Here is a 17,973-nt window from a genome sequence, read left to right as displayed (position 1 = left end):
TCATGTGGCAGCCCGATCCGGGGTGGCACGCCCTGCCCGGCGGCGGGGGAGCCTCCACCGTTGGCGTGTGGCGCACCGTCCTCGACGGGCAGCCGGTCGTCGTGAAGCGGATCGCCGCGCCCGTGCCCGGGGACCCGGCCGAGCTCTCCAACGCCCGTCACTTCGCCTACTGGCGGCGGGCCGCCGACGTGCTGGCGGTGGGCACGGCGGTCGAGACGCCGGGCCTCCGCAGCCCGCTGCTCGGCGCCGTCGAGGAGGACGAAGACGGCATCACGATCACCCAGGAGTGGGTCGAGGACGCCGCCAACAGCGGGCTCTTCTGCGCCCACGCCCTCGGCCGCTTCGCCGGTGCCCACCTGGCCGCGGCCCCGTGGCTGGCCCGCAACCAGCTCCGCGACCGGCTCGCCCGGGTCGAGCGGCACGGTGGCTGGCAGACCCTGGCGCGCACCACGGTCGCCGACGTCGCCGACCACCTCTGGACGCGTCGCGAGGAGATCCTGGCCGCTGTCGACGCGCTGGTGCAGGTGCCGCAGCACGGCGACGCCGTACCCGCGAACCTGCTCGGGCGGTCCGGCGACGACGTGGTCGCGATCGACTGGGCGACGCTCGGCACCGGACCGGTCGGTGCCGACCTCGGCTACTTCGCGCTCAGTGCGCGCGAGGAGCTCGAGCCGCTCGTCGACGCCTACCTGCTCGGGCTGCCCGACGGGCTCGCGACCCGCGACGAGGTGACGCTCGGCGCGCGGGTGACCGCGGTCTACACGGTGCTCAACCGGGCGGAGTGGGCGCTGGCCCGCGCAGCTCGCGGCGACGGCGCCCTCGCAGGCAAGTTCCGCCACCCCGCCGTCGCCCCGCACCTGCGCGCCCTGCAGCGGCAGTTCACCCACATCGAGGCCCTCGTCAAGGGCTGACCCCGCTCAGAGGGCCCCGGGGGCGAACGTGTCGCAGGCCTCGAGCGTGCCCTGCTCGAACCCGGTCACGAACCAGTCCACGCGCTGCTGGGCCGAGCCGTGGGTCCAGGAGTCGGGATCGACCTCGCCTCCGGAGGCCTCCTGGATCCGGTCGTCGCCGACGGCGGTGGCCGCTGCGATGGCCTCCTGGACGTCGGTGCGGGTGAGGTCGGAGATCAGCACGGCGCCGTTGGCGTCCTCGGTGTCGGTGGCCGAGCCGGCCCACATCCCGGCGTAGCAGTCGGCCTGCAGCTCCAGCCGTACGGCGTCGCTGCCGGCGCCCTCCCGCGACTTCACCTGCTCGTCGGTGCCGAGGAGGTGCTGGACGTGGTGGCCGTACTCGTGCGCGAGCACGTAGGGCTCGACGAACGCCCCGGTCGGCCCGCCGAGCTGCTGGTCGAGCACGTCGGAGAAGAAGGTGGTGTCGAGGTAGATCGACTCGTCGACGGGGCAGTAGAAGGGGCCGACGGCCGCGGAGGCGGACCCGCAGCCCGTCGAGATGCCGCCGCCGAAGGTCCGCAGCTCCTTCTCCGGCGAGAACGACGCGTCGGACTGCGCCGGCAGCGTCTCGGACCAGTAGTCGTAGAGCGAGTTCTCGACCGCCACGCGGGCGCAGTCGGCCGACTTGTTGGCGTCCTCACCGGTCTCGCAGTCGGCGTAGCGGTCGGTGTCGGCCATCCGTCCGGTGTCGTAGGCAGAGAGCGGGGACCCGCCCCCGCCGCCGAGGAACATGAAGGCGGCCACGATGATCGCGGTGACGATCAGGCCGCCGATGCCGCCGCCGGCCAGGCCGCCGGGGATCGGGATGCCGCCGCCACCGCCCCCGCCCGCCGTGCGACCGGCGTCGGAGGTGCGCCCGGTGTCCAGCCGTGCCTTGGGGTTGAACCGCATGCCCGCCCTCTTCCCAGATCCGGCCCACGTGCCGGTCGCCGATGTCAGCCAGGAACGTACCCACATCTAGACTGAACCCCTCATGATCACCACCCATCAGCTCGAAGTCCGAGCGGGGGCGCGCCTGCTCATGGAGAACGTCAGCTTCCGCGTCGCCGCCGGCGACAAGGTCGGTCTGGTCGGGCGCAACGGCGCCGGCAAGACGACGCTCACCAAGATCCTCGCCGGCGAGGCCCTGCCCGCGGCCGGCACCGTCCAGCGGACCGGCGAGGTCGGCTACCTCCCGCAGGACCCGCGGATCGGCGACCCCGAGGTCCTCGCCCGCGACCGGATCCTGTCCGCGCGGGGCCTCGACGACGTCGTACGCCGGCTCCGGCAGGCCGAGGCCGACATGGGCAGCGACGACCCCGCCGTCCGTGAGAAGGCGATGCGCCGCTACGAGCGCGCGGACGCCGAGCTGCACGCCGGGGGCGGGTACGCCGCCGAGTCCGAGGCGGCGATCATCGCCTCCAGCCTGGGCATCGAGGAGCGGATCCTCACCCAGCAGCTGAAGACGCTCTCGGGCGGCCAGCGTCGCCGGGTGGAGCTGGCGCGCATCCTCTTCTCCGGAGCGGAGACGCTGCTGCTCGACGAGCCCACCAACCACCTCGACGCGGACTCCATCGTGTGGCTCCGGGGCTTCCTCAAGGCCCACAAGGGCGGCCTGATCGTGATCAGCCACGACAACGCCCTGCTCGAGGAGACCGTCAACAAGGTGCTCCACCTCGACGCCAACCGCGGCGAGGTCGACGTCTACAACATGGGCTGGAAGGCCTACCTGACCCAGCGCGAGACCGACGAGAAGCGCCGCAAGCGGGAGCGCGCGAACGCCGAGTCCAAGGCCAAGACGCTGACCGACCAGGCCAACCGGATGCGCGCCAAGGCCAGCAAGGCGACGGCCGCGCAGTCGATGCTCAAGCGCGCGGAGAAGATGATCTCCAGCCTGGAGGGGGAGCGGCAGAGCGACAAGGTCGCCCGGATCAAGTTCCCCGCACCGGCGCCCTGCGGCAAGACGCCGCTCACCGCCGCCGAGCTGTCGAAGTCCTACGGCTCGCTCGAGGTCTTCACCGACGTCGACCTGGCGATCGACAAGGGGTCCCGGGTCGTGATCCTCGGCCTCAACGGCGCCGGGAAGACCACGATGCTGCGCATCCTCGCCGGCGTCGACCAGCCGGACACCGGCGCGGTCATCCCGGGTCACGGCCTCAAGATCGGCTACTACGCCCAGGAGCACGAGACCCTGGACGTCGACCGCACGGTGCTCGAGAACATGCAGAGCGCGGCGCCGCAGCTCACCGACACCGAGGCGCGCTCGGTGCTCGGGTCGTTCCTGTTCTCCGGCGAGGACGCCCACAAGCCGGCGAAGGTCCTCTCGGGTGGCGAGAAGACGCGGCTGGCGCTGGCCTCGCTGGTGGTCTCCAGCGCCAACGTGCTGCTCCTCGACGAGCCGACCAACAACCTGGACCCCGCCTCCCGGGAGGAGGTGCTCGCCGCGATCCGCACCTACGAGGGCGCGATCATCCTCGTCACCCACGACGAGGGCGCGGTCTTCGCGCTGGAGCCGGATCGCGTGCTGCTCCTCCCCGACGGCGACGAGGACCTGTGGAGCGACGACTACGCCGACCTCGTGTCGCTCGCCTGACCGACTGTCCCTGCCGGCGCCTAAGGTCGGTCCATGAGCCTTGTGGTGGAGCTGGAGGTCGGGCGGCGGGCGTTCTCCGAGTCGGTCGAGGCGTTCCTGCGCGCCGTCGACGGGTTCGACGAGCACGCCCTGCTCGGGGCGTCCCGGTGCCACGGCTGGACGCGTCTCGACGTGGTCGTGCACACGATCAGCGGCTGGCACGAGATGCTCGGCGGGATGGTGTCGGTCGTCGACGACGAGCCGACCGTGGACGCGGCGTCCTACTGGACGTCGTTCGCAGAGGAGTACGCCGGCGCCGACCCGGTGGACGTCCTGATGGTGCAGCGGCGCCGGACCGCCGCCTACCGACGCCCGGCGCTGGCGTGTGAGGAGCTTCGCGACGTCGCCGGCATGGTGCTGCGCGGCGCCGCCGGGATGACCGAGGTCCACCACTTCTGGCAGCAGCAGGTGTTCACGGCCGGCGACTACCTCGCCGTCTGGGCGGTGGAGGACGCCGTCCACCACCTCGACCTCCTCGCCGACGAGCCGGTCCCGGCCGGCGCGCTCGACCTCACCCGCGCGACCGTGGAGGCCCTCGCGGGCGCCTTCCCCGAGGACTGGACCGCCGAGGACGTGGCGCTCGTCGGCACGGGCCGGCGACCGGCTCCCGAGGGTCTCGGCGCGACCGTCGACCGGCTGCCGGCCTTCGCCTGACCCACCGTTATCGTGCGCCCCATGGATCCCGAGACCCTCGCAGCCGCCGGGCTGAGGTACGACGTAGCCGGCCCCGTCGCGACGATCACCCTGCACCGGCCCGACGTGCGCAACGCGCAGACGCCGACGATGTGGCTGGCGCTCGCCGAGCTCGGGCGGGAGATCCCTGACGACGTCCGCGTCGTGGTGGTCAAGGGCTCCGGGCACTCGTTCTCCGCCGGCCTCGACCGGGCGATGCTGGACCCGGCCAACGCCGGCCCGGAGTCGGTGCTCTCGCTGCTCGGCCTCTCCGACGAGGAGATGTCGGCGCGGATCGACGAGTTCCAGCAGGGCTTCACGTTCCTGCGCGACCCCCGCTTCGTCTCGATCGCGGTGGTGCAGGGCTACGCGATCGGCGCCGGCTTCCAGCTGGCCCTCTCCTGCGACCTCCGCGTGCTCGCCGACGACGCGCAGCTGTGCATGAAGGAGGCCGCGCTCGGCCTGGTGCCCGACCTGACGGGAACAAAGCCGCTCGTCGAGAGCGTTGGGTACGCCAGGGCGTTGGAGATCTGCGCGACGGCGCGGATGGTGGGCGCCGAGGAGGCCGAGAGGATCGGCCTCGCGCACACCGTCGTGCCGGCCGCCGAGCTGGACGAGGCCGTGGCGCAGCTCGTCACCGCCCTGACCGCCCCGCTCGCGGGCGCGGTGACCGAGACCAAGGCGCTGCTGCAAGGGACTGCCGACCGCAGCCTCGACGAGCAGCGCCGCCTGGAGCGCGAGGCCCAGACGCGGCGGTTCCGCGAGCTGGCCGCGCTGATGGGCGGCTGACCGAAGGAGAGAGACGTGGCAGCCGGTATGGGGATGGGCCCGGCGTTCCGGGCCCTGCGCACCGACCGCACCGCGGCGCAGCAGCGCCTCGCTCGCGGGACGGTGCGACGGGTGCTGCGCTACGCCGCCCCGCACCGGGTCCTGATCGCCTACTTCCTCGTGCTGACCGTCGTCGACGCCGGACTGGTCGTCGTCTCGCCGCTGCTGGTGCAGCGCATCGTCGACGACGGGATCCTCGCCGGCGACGGGGGCCTGGTCACGGAGCTGGCGCTGCTCATGGCGGCGGTGGCCCTGTTCGACGCGCTGCTGACCGTGCTCGTCGGCTACCTCTCCTCGCGGATCGGCGAGGGACTGATCTACGACCTGCGCACCGCCGTCTTCGGGCACGTGCAGCGCCAGTCGCTCGCCTTCTTCACCCGCACCCAGACCGGTGCCCTGGTCTCCCGGCTCAACAACGACGTGATCGGCGCCCAGCGGGCGTTCACCTCCACGCTGTCCGGCACCGTGTCGAACTCGATCTCCGTGATCGTGGTCGGCATCGCCATGCTGGCGCTCAGCTGGCAGATCACCCTCCTGTGCCTGCTGCTCTTCCCGCTGCTCTACCTGTGCTCGCGCTGGGTCGGCAACCGGCTCGCCGGGTTGACCCGTGACCAGATGGACGGCAACGCCGACCTCGGCAACGCGATGACGGAGCGCTTCAACGTCGGCGGCGCGATGCTGCTCAAGCTGTTCGGACGCCGCGAGGAGGAGGACCGGGCGGTCGCCGCGAAGGCCGCGGTCGTGCGCGACCTCGGAGTCCGGATCGCGCTGATCCAGCGGGTGTTCATGGCCGCGATGCTCGCCGTACCGGCGCTCGCGACCGCGCTGGTCTACGGCGTGGGCGGTCACCTCGTCATCGACGACGTGCTGACCGTCGGCACCCTGCTCGCCCTGGCGACGCTGCTCGTCCGCCTGCTCGGCCCGCTCCAGGGGCTCTCCAACGTGCGGATCGACGTGATGACGGCGCTCGTCAGCTTCGAGCGCGTCTTCGAGGTGCTCGACCTCCCGTCGCTCATCCAGGAGCGCCCCGACGCCGTGGTGCTGCCCCGGTCCGCGGCCAGCCTGGAGTTCGACCACGTCGCGTTCGCCTACCCCCGCGCCGAGGACATCTCACTCGCGTCGCTGGAGGTGGTGGCGCGCGCCGAGTCGCGCGACAGCGGCCCGGTGCTCACCGACATCTCCTTCGTCGCGCAGCCCGGGGAGATGGTGGCGCTCGTCGGCCCCTCGGGCGCCGGCAAGACCACGATGACGCACCTGGTCGCGCGGCTCTACGACGCCGCCTCCGGCGCGGTGCGGGTCGGCGGCCACGACGTGCGCGACGTGCAGCTCGACTCCCTGGAGGCCGTCGTCGGCTACGTCACCCAGGACGCGCACATGTTCCACGACACGATCCGCGCCAACCTGCTCTACGCGCGGCCCGGCGCCACCGACGAGGACGTCTGGGTGGCGCTCGAGGCCGCCCAGATCGCCGGGCTGATCCGCAGCCTGCCCGACGGCCTCGACACCGTCGTCGGCGACCGCGGCTACCGCCTCTCGGGCGGCGAGCGACAGCGGCTCGCGATCGCGCGGCTGCTGCTCAAGGCGCCCTCGATCGTCGTGCTCGACGAGGCCACCGCCCACCTCGACAGCGAGTCCGAGGCGGCGGTCCAGCGGGCGCTGGACGCGGCGCTGGAGGGTCGCACGTCGCTGGTGATCGCGCACCGGCTCTCCACGGTCCGCGGCGCCGACCAGATCCTCGTCGTCGACGACGGCCGGATCGTGCAGCGCGGCACCCACGCGAGCCTGCTCGCCGAGGGCGGTCTCTACGCCGACCTCTACCGCACCCAGTTCATCGAGGACCAGCCACCCGCGCCTGTCTAGAGTCGCCGCATGGACCTCGATCTCACCGGCCGCGTCTACGTCGTCACCGGTGGAGCGCGCGGCCTCGGCCGGGCGACCGCCGACGTGCTCGTCGCCGAGGGCGCCCGGGTCGTGCTCTCCGGTCGGTCCGAGGAGACGCTCGCCGCCGCCCGCGAGGCGCTGGGGGAGTCCGTCGAGGTCGTCGCCGGGGACAACGCGGACCCGGCGACGGCCGGCCGGCTGCTCGCGGCCGCGCAGCGTCGCTGGGGGCGCATCGACGGAGCCCTCGTGAGCGTCGGTGGCCCGCCCAAGGGCGCCGTCACGGCGATCACCGACGCGCAGTGGACGGCGGCGTTCGAGTCGGTGTTCCTCGGGGCCGTGCGGATCGGCCGCGAGGTCGGCGCCGCGCTGCCGGCGGGCGGCTCGCTGTGCTTCGTGCTGTCGTCGAGCGTCCGCGCACCGCTGGCGGACATGGCGATCTCCAACGGCCTGCGTCCCGGGCTGGCGATGGTCGCCAAGACCCTCGCCGACGAGCTCGGCCCGGTCGGCGTCCGCGTCAACGGGCTGCTGCCCGGCCGCGTCGGCACCGAGCGGGTCGCGGAGCTCGACGCCGCGAGCGGCGACCCGGAGGCGGCGCGGGCCGCGGCGGTCGCGACGATCCCGCTCCGGCGCTACGGCGTGCCGGAGGAGTTCGGCCGGGTCGCGGCGTTCCTACTCTCGCCGGCGGCGTCGTTCGTCTCCGGTGCGATGCTGCCCGTCGACGGCGGCATGGTGCGCGCGCTCTGATCCTCTCGGGCGGCATCCCGGTGGGCCTCGCGGGCGGCGCGCTCCTCGGCGTACGCCTGCTGGTAGGCCGCCCTGACCCGCTGCTTGTGCGCGTCCTTGGCCTGTCGGCGGCGCTTGCGCTCGGCCAGCGCACCCTCGGCCGGCGACGGCTCGCCACGGCGTTGGGAGCGCCGCTCGTCCCACGCGAGGTAGCCGAAGCCGACGATCGCGAGCAGGCCGAAGAACCACCACTGGAGCCCGTAGAAGAAGTGCGGGCCGTTGTCGAGCTCCGGCAGCTCCACCGGCTCCAGGCCGGCGGCCGGCTCGCCGTCCTCGGACTCGAGGACCACGAACCCGCCGTAGACCTCCTGCCCGATCGCCGGACCGATCTCGGCGCTGGAGATCGCCCTCGTCGAGCGCTCGTCGACGGTGGTGCTGTCGCCGGTCGCGTCGGCACGCACCCAGCCCTCGACGGTCACCTCGCCGGTCGGCGGCGCAGGCAGGTCGCTCGGCTGCGCGCTGCCCTGGTTGTCGACCGGGATCCAGCCCCGGTCGACGAGCAGCGTCGCCCCGTCGGTGGTGACCAGCGGCACGACGGCGTCCACGCCCGACTGCCCGTCACGGGTGCGGTAGCGGACGATCACCGTGTTGTCGGTGTCGTAGGTGCCGGTCGCGGTGACCTGGCGCCACTCGTCGTCCTCGGCCACCGGACGACCGGGGGCGAGCACGTCGCTGACGGTGGCCGGGTCGCGGTCCTCGTTGGCGCGGACGACGGCGTTGCGGTCCTTGCGGTCCTCGAGGCGGTGGAACTGCCACTGGCCGAGCCACCAGGCGGCGTAGCACAACACCACGACGACGGCGGCGAAGACCAGCCAGCGTCGCGTGAGGAGGAACCGCCACGACCGCACGTCACGAGGCTAGCCGCGACCGGGGGGCGCCTAGACTGCAGGGGTGGCCACCAGGATGCTCGAGGACCGTTACGGCCGAGTCGCGACCGACCTGCGCGTCTCGCTGACCGACCGATGCAACCTGCGCTGCTCCTACTGCATGCCGGCGGAGGGCCTGGACTGGCTGCCCGACGAGTCGGTGCTCACCGACGACGAGGTCGTCCGGCTGGTCCGGATCGGGGTCGAGATGCTCGGGGTCCGCGAGGTCCGATTCACCGGCGGCGAGCCGCTGGTACGCCGTGGCCTCGTCGACATCGTGCGGCGTACCCACGCGCTGGGCGTGGAGACCTCGCTGACCACCAACGCGCTGGGCCTGGCGCGCACCGCGTCGGCACTGGCCGCCGCGGGGCTGGACCGGGTCAACGTGAGTCTCGACAGCATCAGGCCCGAGAGCTTCCTGGCGATCACGCGGCGTGACCGCCTCCACGACGTCCTGGCCGGCCTCGAGGCCGCCCGGGCGGCCGGTCTCGGCCCGGTCAAGGTCAACGCCGTGCTGATGCGCGGCATCAACGACGACCAGGCACCCGAGCTGCTGCGCTGGGCGCTGGCCGAGGGCTACGAGCTGCGGTTCATCGAGCAGATGCCGCTGGACGCCCAGCACCACTGGTCGCGGGACGGCATGATCACGGCGGACGAGATCTTCGCCGCGCTCGATGCCGAGTTCGTGCTCGAACCGGTGGACGAGCCGCGCGGGAGCGCGCCGGCCGAGCTCTTCCGCGTCGACGGCGGTCCGGGCACGGTCGGGGTCATCGCCTCGGTCACCCGGCCCTTCTGCGGCGACTGCGACCGGGTCCGCCTCACCGCTGACGGCCAGGTGCGCAACTGCCTGTTCGCCCGCGAGGAGTCCGACCTGCGCGCCGCGCTGCGCAGCGGGGCGAGCGACGACGAGATCGCCGGCCGCTGGGTGGTCGCGATGCTCGGCAAGCGGGCCGGGCACGGCATCGACGACCCGACCTTCCTGCAGCCCGACCGGCCGATGTCGGCCATCGGCGGCTGACTCAGGGTCGGTGGGGGACGACGTCCTTCAGGAACTGCCGCGCGCCGAGGAAGTCCGCGAGCGACTGCCGGTGCCGGTCGCAGGCGAGCCAGACCTTGCGACGGTCGGGGGTGTGCAGCTTGGGGTTGTTCCACTGCAGCTCCCAGGTGGCGGGCTCCTGGCAGCCCTTCGCCGAGCAGACGGCGGCCTCGGTCACCTCGGTCACGTGGGGGCCCTTCCTGGGAAATGAGGTGGTGCCAGACAGCCACGGGGGAAGCCGTCCGGCACCACGTGCGATCCAGGACGGGGGAGACCCGGCTCGCGCGTGGATTCTTTCACCCGTCCGGGTGAAGTCAAGGATGAGGGCCCGTTTCGGGCGGTCGATAACCGTCGTCCTCCGGACCGAGCTCCTTGACGTCGTACCCGCCCGGTGGCAGGGCGAAGCCGTCGTCCTTGCTGGTCGCCGCGTTGGCCATCACAACCGCGACGTAGGGCAGCAGCAGCGCGGCCGCGATCAGCACCCAGCGCAGCCACCCCGGCCCCACCAGGACCGCGCAGACGAAGCAGACGGTGCGGATGGTCATCGAGATCACGTAGCGGCGCTGCCGGGCGGAGATCTCCGCCTCGGGGTTGCTGGCGGCGGTCGTGATGCGGACCGCGTCGTCATGCTTGCGACGTGCGATCCGGGACATTCTTCGATCGTACGTCGCGCCCCACGGCGACCGGCGCCGTGGTCGCTAGGCTCGGGTCATGACGAACCGCACCTACCGGGTCACCGAGATCGTCGGCACCTCGCCCGAGGGCGTCGACGCCGCGATCCGCAACGCCATCGCGCGCGCCTCGCAGACGCTGCGCCACCTGGACTGGTTTGAGGTGACGCAGGTCCGCGGCCAGATCAAGGACGGTGCCGTCGAGCACTTCCAGGTCGGGATGAAGGTCGGCTTCCGGCTCGAGGACGACTGACCGTTTCCGCGTACCCGGCGGTAATGGCTAGCGTCACGTGACGTGAGCTCAGAACACAGCGGAGCACAGGAGCCCAGGTCGGTCCTCGTGACCGGCGGCAACCGTGGCATCGGCCGCGCGATCGCCGAGGCGTTCGTGGCCAACGGCGACAAGGTCGCGGTCACTACCCGCAGCGGCGGCGCCCCCGACGGGGCGCTCGATGTGCGCTGCGACGTGACCGACCCGGCGCAGGTCGAGGCGGCGTTCGCCACCATCGAGGAGGCGCACGGTCCCGTGGAGGTGCTGGTCGCCAACGCCGGCATCACCGCCGACACGCTGATCCTGCGGATGTCGGAGGAGGACTGGTCGTCGGTCATCGACACCAACCTCACCGGCTCCTTCCGGCTCGCCAAGCGGGCGGCGAAGGGCATGCTGCGGCTGCGCCGCGGCCGGATCGTCTTCATCTCCTCGGTCGTCGGCCTGCTCGGCTCGGCCGGCCAGGCCAACTACGCGGCGTCGAAGGCCGGTCTCGTCGGCATGGCGAGGTCGCTGGCCCGGGAGCTCGGGTCGCGGTCGATCACCGCGAACGTCGTCGCCCCCGGCTTCATCGAGACCGACATGACCGGGGTGCTCACCGACGAGCAGAAGGCCGCGATCAAGGCGCAGGTGCCGCTGGGCCGCTACGGCTCAGCGGCGGAGATCGCGGACACGGTGCTGTGGCTGACCGGCCCCGGCGCGGCGTACGTCACCGGGGCGGTCATCCCGGTCGACGGTGGACTCGGAATGGGGCACTGACATGAGCGGCATCCTCGACGGCAAGCGGATCCTCGTCGCGGGCGTGACGATGGACTCCTCGATCGGCTTCGCGACCGCCAAGGTGGCGCAGGAGCAGGGCGCGACCGTGCTGATCTCCAACTTCGGCCGGGCGCTCGGCATCACCCGGCGGATCGCCAAGCGGCTCCCCGTCGAGCCGCCGGTGCTCGAGCTCGACGTGACCGACCCCGACCACCTGGCCGGGCTCGAGGCGCAGGTCCGCGAGCACGTCGACGGGCTCGACGGGGTGGTGCACTCCATCGCCTACGGCAACCCGGAGACGCTGCTGGGTGGCAAGTTCCTCACCGGGCCGTGGGAGGACGTCGCGCAGGCGGTGCACGTCTCGGCGTACTCCCTGAAGTCGCTGGCCATGGCCAGCCTCCCGCTGATGTCGAACGGGGGGTCCGTGGTCGGGCTGACCTTCGACGCGACGGTCGCGTGGCCGGCGTACGACTGGATGGGCGTCGCGAAGGCGGGCCTGGAGTCAACGTCGCGCTACCTCGCCCGCGACCTCGGCCCGGAGGGCGTCCGGGTCAACCTGGTCTCGGCCGGCCCGCTGAAGACGCTGGCGGCGAAGGCCATCCCGGGCTTCGAGGAGCTGGAGTCGATGTGGAGCTCGCGCTCGCCGCTCGGCTGGGACAACGCCGACCACACGCCCACGGCCAAGGCGGTCTGTGCGCTGCTGTCGGACTTCTTCCCGGCGACCACCGGCGAGATCGTGCACGTGGACGGCGGGTTCCACGCCATGGGAGCCTGACCTGGTGAGCTCAGCACCACCCCGCCGTCTCGTCGTGATGCGGCACTCGAAGGCCGAGCAGCACGGACCGACCGACTTCGAGCGGCCCCTGGCGGACCGGGGCCATCGCGACGCGGCCGAGGCCGGCGCCTGGCTGGCGTCGATCGGCGTCGAGCCGGACCACGCGCTCGTGTCGGCCGCCCTGCGCACCCAGGAGACGTGGGCGTCGGTCAGCGACGGCGCGGGCTGGACGCTCGAGCCTGACCTCGACCGAGGGCTCTACGCCGCCGGCCCCGAGACCACGATCGACCTGGTCCGGCTGGTGCCCGAGGACGCGACCTGCGTGGTCGTCGTCGGCCACAACCCGACGATGGCCTACCTCGCCCAGATGCTCGACGACGGCACCGGCGACCCTGACGCGGTCGCGGCCATGGCGACGGACTTCCCCACCAGCGCGGTCGCCGTCTTCTCCTACGACGGCGACTGGTCGTCGCTCGGCGTCGCCGGCGCCCGGCTCGACGCGTTCCACGTCGGCCGCGGCTGACGCGGCGTACGCGGCGCGTACTCGGCGGCGGCGTACTCCTCAGGCTCTCCTGTCACTTCTCGGCCGCTGCAACGCCTGAGAAGTGACAGAATCACCGGTGCACCGGTGATTCCGACACCGCCTCACACCGGCGGCGCAGGCGTGACGAAGCCGGCCTCGGCGTCGGCCGCGACGATCTCCTCGCGGGAGATGCCGAGGAGGTACATGATCGCGTCGAGGTACGGCACGCTGACGGAGGTGTCGGCGGCGTCGCGGACCATCGGCTTGGCGTTGTAGGCGATGCCGAGGCCGGCGGCGTTGAGCATGTCCAGGTCGTTGGCGCCGTCGCCGATGGCGATCGTCGCCGCCTCCGGCACCCCGATCTCGGCGGCGAACTCGCGCAGCGCGGCCGCCTTGCCCGCCCGGTCGACGACGGGACCGAGCACCCGCCCGGTCAGGACGCCGTCGACGATCTCGAGCTCGTTGGCCCGCGAGAAGTGGATCCCGAGGTCCTCGGCCAGCCGGTCGGTGATCTGGCTGAAGCCACCCGAGACGATCGCGAACCGGTAGCCGAGCCGGCCCAACGTGCGCACCAGGGTCCGGGCGCCGGGAGCGAGCTCGATGGCGGCGTACACGTCGTCGATCGCCGTGGCGGGCACGCCCTGCAGCAGCGCGACCCGGCTGCGCAGCGACTCCTCGAAGTCGATCTCACCGCGCATCGCCTGCTCGGTGACCGCGGCGACCTCGGCGGCGTACCCGGCGTGCTCGGCGAGCATCTCGATGACCTCGCCCTGGATCAGCGTCGAGTCGACGTCCATGACGACCAGCCGCGTGCCGCGGCGCATCAGGTTCGCCGGCTGCACCGCGATGTCGATGCCGTGGGCGGCTGCCTCGACGGCGAGCACCGACCGCAGGGCGTTGGTGTCGACGCCGGAGACGTGCAGGTCGATGGCGGTGACGGGATAGCGCGCCATCCGCTCGATGCGGTCGATGTTCGCTCCGGCGTCGGCGATCCGCCCGGCCACGGCGGCCATCGCGGCGGCCCGGAGCGGTACGCCGATCACCGTGACGTGGGAGCGGCCGAGCCCGCGGGCCCGGTTGTCGCCGACGCCGTGCTCCAGCTCGACGGCCATGCCCAGCTCGGACGCGGTGGCCTCGACCGCCGAGCGGAGGCGATCGGCGTTGCGAGGCGTGGTGACGAGCACGCCGAGGACGAGGCGGCCACGGATCACGATCTGCTCGAGGTCGATCACCTCGACGCCCGCGCCGGCGAGCGCGCCGAACACGGCGGACGTCACGCCGGGCCGGTCCTTGCCGGTCAGCGTGATGAGCAGGGTCTCCGGCTTCGCGTCAGTCATCTCACGCGCGAGGCTATCGCCCGCCGGACGCCACTCACGACGGCGGCCAGACCTCGGGCGAGCAGGCGGCCAGGAGCGCGTGGCGGCCGGCCCGCTCCAGCGGCACCAGTGCCTGCCGGCGGGCCCCGATCTCGGACGCGCTGACGGCGCCGCCGTCGTCCTCCAGCGCGAGGTCGACGATCGCCATCGCCTGCAGCGCGCGGCCCGCCAGGTCCACGCACCGGGCCGGCACACCGGGCGGCGCCTGCAGCGGCGCGGCGCGGCGCAGGTCGATCAGCTCGTCGGCGACCTCCGGACGCCAGCGGGCGACGTCGAGCGCGGCCAGCGCGTCAGCCGCAGCCGGCATCGCCGCACGGAGCGCCCGGTCCGCCTCGCCGACGTCCGCGAGCGGGCGCCGCTCGGCAGGGTGGGCGACCCAGGTGATCGCGGCGCCCGTGCGGACCGGCACCAACCCGACCGCGGCGTCGGCCACCACCACGGCCTCGCCGACGGACAGCGCCTCGGCGTTGAACGCCGCCGGGCCGCCGAGACCGGCCGGATCGCCGTCGATCGGGAAGGCCGCGCCCACGGAGCTCGCGCCCAGCGCACGCAGCCTGCCCAGGCCGACGACCAGGCTCTCGGTGGTCGTGGTGCCGGGCAGGCCGGCGACGGCGTGGGTGGCGTCCGGCCCGATGACGGCGTCCACCACGAGGTCGGTGACCACCTGCCCGCGCAGCCACGCCGTCGCCCACCAGGCCAGCCGGGCGGAGGCAGGGAGGGGAGTGCTCACGCCCGCCGAGGATACGCGTGGGAACCGCCGATCCACTGGATAGGGTGTGCCGCGTGAACACCCCTCGGGCCGCCGTCCTGGACTTCGCCGACGTCACCGTCCGGCGAGGTGAGGCGACGCTGCTGGACTCGATCAACTGGCGGGTCGACGAGGGCGACCGCTGGGTGGTCCTAGGCCCGAACGGTGCCGGCAAGACCACGCTGCTTCAGGTCGCGAGCGCCCAGATCCACCCCACGACCGGCGTCGCCGGGATCCTCGACGAGGTGCTCGGCGCCGTCGACGTCTTCGAGCTGCGTCCCCGGATCGGCCTCACCAGCGTCGCTCTCGCCGAGCGGATCCCGCGGGCGGAGCGGGTGCACGACGTGGTCGTGTCCGCCTCCTACGGCGTCGTCGGTCGCTGGCGGGAGGAGTACGACGCGCTCGACCACGACCGGGCCAGCGACCTGCTCACCGAGGTCGGTGCCGTGCACCTCGTCGACCGCACCTTCGGCACCCTGAGCGAGGGGGAGCGCAAGCGGGTGCAGGTCGCCCGGGCCCTGATGGCCGACCCCGAGCTGCTGCTGCTCGACGAGCCCGCCGCCGGGCTCGACCTCGGCGGCCGGGAGGACCTGGTTTCGACGCTGTCCGTGCTGGCGGCCGACCCCGGCTCGCCGGCGACGGTGCTCGTCTCCCACCACGTCGAGGAGATCCCGCCCGGCTTCACCCACGCCCTGCTCCTGCGCAAGGGCAAGGTCGTCGCCGCGGGGCCGATCTCGACCGTGATCACGGCCCACAACCTCTCCGCGACGTTCGGCATGCCACTGGTCCTGCACCACGAGGACGGTCGCTGGACCGCTCGTCGGCGTACCCGGCAGCGCTAGGGTCTGCGCATGGACTGGCTGAGCGAGAACGCGTGGGCGGTCTGGCTGGGGGTCGCTGCCTTCCTCGGCATCGCCGAGCTGGTGAGCCTCGACCTCGTGCTCGTCATGCTGGCGGTCGGCGCCTTGGGCGGCGCCGTCACCGCTGCCGCCGGCGCGCCGTTCGTCCTGCAGCTGCTGGTGGCGGGCGTCATCTCCATCGGCATGCTCGCCCTGGTCCGCCCCAACATCGTGCGCCGCCTGCACACCGGTCCCGAGCTGCGCGTCGGACCCGAGACGCTGATCGGCCTGCAGGCGTTGACGCCGACCGCGATCTCCGTGCACGTCCCGGGCCGGATCAAGATCGGGGGCGAGGACTGGCAGGCCAAGCCGTACGACGAGTCGATGACGATCGAGGCGGGCACGTTGGTCGAGGTCCTCGCGATCCGCGGCGCAACCGCCTACGTCCACCCCCTCCCGTCGATCGAGTCCTGAGCTCATCCGAACCTGAAGGAGAACGTCGTGGCCGAGACGGTGCTGATCGCGCTGGTCGCAATAGTGGTGCTGTTCGTCGTGATCGCGCTCGCGAAGTCGATCAAGATCATCCCCCAGGCGCACACCGGGCTGGTGGAGCGGCTGGGGCGCTACAAGGAGAGCCTCGGTGCCGGCCCCCACCTGATCGTCCCGTTCATCGACCGGGTGCGCTACGTGATCGACATGCGTGAGCAGGTGGTCTCCTTCCCGCCGCAGAACGTGATCACCGAGGACAACCTGGGCGTCTCGATCGACACCGTCATCTACTTCCAGGTCACCGACCCGGTCGCGGCGACGTACGAGATCGGCAACTACATCACCGCCGTCGAGCAGCTGACGATGACGACCGTCCGCAACATCGTGGGCGGCATGGACCTCGAGGAGACGCTCACGAGCCGCGACTCCATCAACGCCGGCCTGGCGAGCGTGCTCGACGAGGCCACCGGGCGATGGGGCCTCAAGGCCAAGCGCGTGGAGATCAAGAGCATCGACCCGCCGGTGTCGATCCGGGACGCGATGGAGAAGCAGATGCGCGCCGACCGTGACAAGCGCGCCTCGATCCTGACCGCCGAGGGCGAGCGGCAGTCGGCGATCCTCACGGCCGAGGGCAACAAGCAGTCCGCGATCCTCAACGCGGAGGGCCAGCGCGAGTCCCAGATCCTGCGTGCCCAGGCCGACCGTGAGTCGCAGATCCTGCGCGCCCAGGGTGAGGGCCAGGCGATCCAGACCGTGTTCCAGGCGATCCACGACGGCCGGCCGGACCAGTCCCTGCTCGCCTACCAGTACCTCCAGATGATGCCGAAGATCGCCGAAGGCGAGTCCAACAAGCTCTGGATCGTGCCCAGCGAGATCGGCAAGGCCCTCGAGGGACTCGGCTCGACGCTCACGAACATGGAGGGGATCCCGCAGCAGGTCGACGGCCCGCGCACCCGCGTCGAGATGGGGCCGGGCGCGGCCCCCGACGTCGACGCGGAGCTGCGCAAGACCAACGCCGCGGTGGAGCAGGCGATCGCCGCGGCCGAGAGCGCCGCCCGCCCGGGGCGCCCCGCGACGCCGGCCGACACCGACCCGGCGGTCGGACCGGGTGAGGTGCCTCCGACCACGTGAGTCTGTTCGAGATCGTCGCGGTCCTGCTGGCCGGGGTCGCGGCCGGCACCATCAACACCGTGGTGGGGTCGGGAACGCTGATCACGTTCCCGACCCTGCTCGCGTTCGGCGTGCCGCCGGTGACCGCCAACGTCTCCAACACGATCGGCCTCGTGCCCGGCTCCGTCTCGGGCGCCATCGGCTACCGCCGCGAGCTGGAGGGCCAGCGGTCCCGCGTGCTGCGCCTCTGCGTCGCGTCGTTCGTGGGCGGTACGGCGGGCGCGGTGTTGCTGCTCGTGCTGCCTGCGGGTGCCTTCGAGACCATCGTCCCGATCCTGATCGTGCTCGGACTCGTGCTGGTCGTGCTCCAGCCGCGCATCTCCGCCTGGGTCGCTCGCCGCCACGACGACACCGGGGGGATGCCCTACCACGGCACCTGGTGGGTCTGGCCGGGCGTGCTGGTGACCGGTGTGTACGGCGGGTACTTCGGTGCGGCCCAGGGCGTGCTGCTGATGGCGGTGCTCGGGACCGGCGTCGACGAGTCGCTCCAGCGGCTCAACGCCGTCAAGAACGTCCTCGCCGCGGTGGTCAACGCGATCGCGGGCCTGATCTTCGCCTTCGTCGCCGACGTCGACTGGTGGATCGTGCTGCTGATCGGCGTCGGCTCGGTGATCGGTGGCCAGATCGGCGCCACCGTCGGGCGTCGCCTGCCCCCGCTGGGCCTGCGGATCGCGATCGTCGTCGTCGGGACGGTGGCGCTCGGCGTGTTCGTCCTCGGCTGAGCGCCG

At 72.6% G+C, this 17,973-nt stretch carries 21 protein-coding genes; 15 read left to right on the top strand and 6 right to left on the bottom strand.

What is annotated here, in order from left to right:
- The first annotated feature begins 2 nt into the window (after positions 1–2).
- Positions 3–911 (top strand): phosphotransferase, encoded by a 909-nt coding sequence (locus HZF07_RS03895; RefSeq protein ID WP_157347074.1) that lies wholly within the window; start codon positions 3–5, stop codon positions 909–911.
- A 6-nt stretch (positions 912–917) separates the two neighbouring features.
- On the opposite strand, the gene ypfJ is transcribed toward HZF07_RS03895, so the two are convergent.
- Entirely contained in the window at positions 918–1,841 is a 924-nt protein-coding gene (ypfJ, locus tag HZF07_RS03890; RefSeq protein ID WP_157347072.1) for a KPN_02809 family neutral zinc metallopeptidase, read from the bottom strand.
- Between the two features lie 82 nt (positions 1,842–1,923).
- Between ypfJ and abc-f the strand changes: the two genes are divergently transcribed.
- The 5 genes from abc-f to HZF07_RS03865 are packed head-to-tail and all read left to right on the top strand — an operon-like array spanning position 1,924 to position 7,686.
- Positions 1,924–3,522, top strand: coding sequence for a ribosomal protection-like ABC-F family protein (abc-f, locus tag HZF07_RS03885; protein WP_157347070.1), 1,599 nt, complete (start codon positions 1,924–1,926; stop codon positions 3,520–3,522).
- Positions 3,523–3,555: 33 nt separating this feature from the next.
- Positions 3,556–4,215: a maleylpyruvate isomerase N-terminal domain-containing protein gene (locus HZF07_RS03880; RefSeq protein WP_157347068.1), complete on the top strand. Its 660-nt coding sequence runs from the start codon at positions 3,556–3,558 to the stop codon at positions 4,213–4,215.
- A 21-nt stretch (positions 4,216–4,236) separates the two neighbouring features.
- The gene (locus tag HZF07_RS03875; RefSeq protein WP_157347065.1) at positions 4,237–5,022 is read left to right on the top strand and encodes an enoyl-CoA hydratase/isomerase family protein; all 786 of its coding nucleotides are present in this window, start codon (positions 4,237–4,239) and stop codon (positions 5,020–5,022) included.
- A 33-nt stretch (positions 5,023–5,055) separates the two neighbouring features.
- Entirely contained in the window at positions 5,056–6,921 is a 1,866-nt protein-coding gene (locus HZF07_RS03870; protein WP_220131828.1) for an ABC transporter ATP-binding protein, read from the top strand.
- A 9-nt stretch (positions 6,922–6,930) separates the two neighbouring features.
- Entirely contained in the window at positions 6,931–7,686 is a 756-nt protein-coding gene (locus HZF07_RS03865) for an SDR family oxidoreductase (protein WP_157347063.1), read from the top strand.
- Here the strand turns inward: HZF07_RS03865 and HZF07_RS03860 are convergent.
- The gene (locus HZF07_RS03860; protein ID WP_181644736.1) at positions 7,572–8,573 is read right to left on the bottom strand and encodes an SURF1 family cytochrome oxidase biogenesis protein; all 1,002 of its coding nucleotides are present in this window, start codon (positions 8,571–8,573) and stop codon (positions 7,572–7,574) included. The genes HZF07_RS03865 and HZF07_RS03860 overlap by 115 nt on opposite strands.
- 55 nt (positions 8,574–8,628) lie before the next feature.
- Between HZF07_RS03860 and moaA the strand changes: the two genes are divergently transcribed.
- Positions 8,629–9,609 (top strand): GTP 3',8-cyclase MoaA, encoded by a 981-nt coding sequence (gene moaA / locus HZF07_RS03855; RefSeq protein WP_157347620.1) that lies wholly within the window; start codon positions 8,629–8,631, stop codon positions 9,607–9,609.
- Between the two features lies 1 nt (position 9,610).
- Here moaA and HZF07_RS03850 read toward each other — a convergent pair whose 3' ends face one another.
- Both HZF07_RS03850 and HZF07_RS03845 read right to left on the bottom strand, forming a co-directional pair.
- Positions 9,611–9,814 (bottom strand): acetone carboxylase, encoded by a 204-nt coding sequence (locus HZF07_RS03850; RefSeq protein WP_181644735.1) that lies wholly within the window; start codon positions 9,812–9,814, stop codon positions 9,611–9,613.
- A 127-nt stretch (positions 9,815–9,941) separates the two neighbouring features.
- Entirely contained in the window at positions 9,942–10,280 is a 339-nt protein-coding gene (locus HZF07_RS03845; protein WP_157347061.1) for a DUF3099 domain-containing protein, read from the bottom strand.
- Positions 10,281–10,338: 58 nt separating this feature from the next.
- On the opposite strand from HZF07_RS03845, the gene HZF07_RS03840 reads away from it, so the two are divergent.
- The 4 genes from HZF07_RS03840 to HZF07_RS03825 are packed head-to-tail and all read left to right on the top strand — an operon-like array spanning position 10,339 to position 12,623.
- Positions 10,339–10,551, top strand: a complete 213-nt coding sequence (locus HZF07_RS03840; protein WP_157347059.1) for a dodecin — start codon at positions 10,339–10,341, stop codon at positions 10,549–10,551.
- A 42-nt stretch (positions 10,552–10,593) separates the two neighbouring features.
- Positions 10,594–11,325 carry a beta-ketoacyl-ACP reductase gene (locus HZF07_RS03835; protein ID WP_181644734.1) on the top strand — a complete coding sequence of 244 codons (732 nt, stop codon included), beginning with the start codon at positions 10,594–10,596 and terminating at the stop codon, positions 11,323–11,325.
- Position 11,326: 1 nt separating this feature from the next.
- The gene (fabI, locus tag HZF07_RS03830; protein WP_157347057.1) at positions 11,327–12,100 is read left to right on the top strand and encodes an enoyl-ACP reductase FabI; all 774 of its coding nucleotides are present in this window, start codon (positions 11,327–11,329) and stop codon (positions 12,098–12,100) included.
- A 4-nt stretch (positions 12,101–12,104) separates the two neighbouring features.
- Positions 12,105–12,623: a SixA phosphatase family protein gene (locus tag HZF07_RS03825; RefSeq protein WP_309504408.1), complete on the top strand. Its 519-nt coding sequence runs from the start codon at positions 12,105–12,107 to the stop codon at positions 12,621–12,623.
- 122 nt (positions 12,624–12,745) lie between these two features.
- Here the strand turns inward: HZF07_RS03825 and serB are convergent, their stop codons facing one another.
- Positions 12,746–13,960: a phosphoserine phosphatase SerB gene (serB, locus tag HZF07_RS03820; protein WP_157347055.1), complete on the bottom strand. Its 1,215-nt coding sequence runs from the start codon at positions 13,958–13,960 to the stop codon at positions 12,746–12,748.
- A 34-nt stretch (positions 13,961–13,994) separates the two neighbouring features.
- Entirely contained in the window at positions 13,995–14,729 is a 735-nt protein-coding gene (locus tag HZF07_RS03815) for a hypothetical protein (protein ID WP_181644733.1), read from the bottom strand.
- A 53-nt stretch (positions 14,730–14,782) separates the two neighbouring features.
- Between HZF07_RS03815 and HZF07_RS03810 the strand changes: the two genes are divergently transcribed.
- From HZF07_RS03810 to HZF07_RS03795, 4 genes are read left to right on the top strand one after another with little or no spacing between them, the layout of a single operon-like run.
- Positions 14,783–15,589, top strand: coding sequence for an ABC transporter ATP-binding protein (locus HZF07_RS03810; protein WP_181644732.1), 807 nt, complete (start codon positions 14,783–14,785; stop codon positions 15,587–15,589).
- A gap of 9 nt (positions 15,590–15,598) precedes the next feature.
- Positions 15,599–16,060, top strand: a complete 462-nt coding sequence (locus HZF07_RS03805; protein ID WP_157347053.1) for an NfeD family protein — start codon at positions 15,599–15,601, stop codon at positions 16,058–16,060.
- Between the two features lie 27 nt (positions 16,061–16,087).
- Positions 16,088–17,206: an SPFH domain-containing protein gene (locus HZF07_RS03800; RefSeq protein ID WP_181644731.1), complete on the top strand. Its 1,119-nt coding sequence runs from the start codon at positions 16,088–16,090 to the stop codon at positions 17,204–17,206.
- On the top strand, positions 17,203–17,967 hold the full coding sequence (locus HZF07_RS03795; protein WP_181644730.1) for a sulfite exporter TauE/SafE family protein: 765 nt from the start codon (positions 17,203–17,205) through the stop codon (positions 17,965–17,967). The genes HZF07_RS03800 and HZF07_RS03795 overlap by 4 nt, the downstream gene beginning before the upstream one ends.
- Positions 17,968–17,973: the final 6 nt, after the last annotated feature.

The sequence above is a fragment of the Nocardioides agri genome, from assembly GCF_013778305.1.
GTDB lineage: Bacteria > Actinomycetota > Actinomycetes > Propionibacteriales > Nocardioidaceae > Nocardioides > Nocardioides agri.
This window is presented reverse-complemented; position numbering and strand designations above follow the sequence as displayed.